The sequence below is a fragment of the Candidatus Hakubella thermalkaliphila genome (assembly GCF_013281975.1).
Lineage (GTDB): Bacteria > Actinomycetota > Humimicrobiia > Hakubellales > Hakubellaceae > Hakubella > Hakubella thermalkaliphila.
In genome coordinates, this window is record NZ_BLRZ01000345.1 from 1 (window position 1) to 885 (window position 885).

At 59.3% G+C, this 885-nt stretch carries 1 protein-coding gene; it reads right to left on the bottom strand.

Features of this window, described 5'->3' with window-relative positions:
* Positions 1 to 64: 64 nt before the first annotated feature.
* On the bottom strand, positions 65 to 885 hold an 821-nt coding region (locus HW443_RS12040), incomplete at its 5' end, for an IS1634 family transposase (protein ID WP_176238308.1).

The following is an 885-nucleotide window of genomic DNA, read 5'->3' on the forward strand; positions in this document are numbered from 1 at the left end:
GGCTCTAGGGGGCCATTTTCGTCACCATTTTTGAGGGTCTCTTGTTCTTGCACAAGATTGTCTTTCATGCTCTTGTCAGGCTCACGGGTTCCAGGCGCGTGTATGGTCTGGGCAGGGCGATGTGCAGGGTGGCCAGGATCTCCGCCTGTTCCCGGCTGGGGGTGGAGATGCGTTCCAGGGTCAAGGGTTGCCCTTGGCTGGTGGTCATGCCAATGGTGCCCAGTTTGATCTCGTGAAGCACTTCCAGGAGCCGCCGTCCTGACAGTTGGCCGCCCCGAGCTCGGTGCTCCCGTTCCAGAGTCCACATCAGAGCGTAGGCCAGAAAGGAGAAGAAGAGATGGGCCTCCACCCGGTCTTCCTTCTGATGAAAGATGGGGCGTAGGTTCAAGTCATGCTTCAAGGTGCGAAAGGTGTTCTCGATGCGGGTCAGAAGGATGTAGTTCTCCCATATCTCTTGGGTGGGGGCCTTAAGTAGATTGGTACGCAAAAGATAGAGGCCCTCGCCTTGCCGGACCTCCTCTTCGGAGGAGGCTTTGACACACCAGTGGAGCCGAGCGCCCCCTTCTTGCTGCTGCAACTGGATGTGCACCCAACGGGAGACCCCTGGATAGCGTTCCTGCAAGCGCCCGATCCGTCGCTCAATCTTGCGGGGGTCTTTGATCCTTCCCTGGGCGATCCCTTTAGCCAGCCGCTCCAGCCCTTCGCTCAGACGGGACAGAAAGCGGTCGTGGATGGCCCGCTCCTTTTCCTGGCAACCCCTACTGCGCACCAACACCAGGCGATCAGGACCTTCCTGGCCCACTTCAGTAACCTCCACCAAGGGCTCCCCTTCCCGGCTCTGGCGGATCACTTGCCACTGGCTGGAGTTGATCTTTTCCCAGTGGC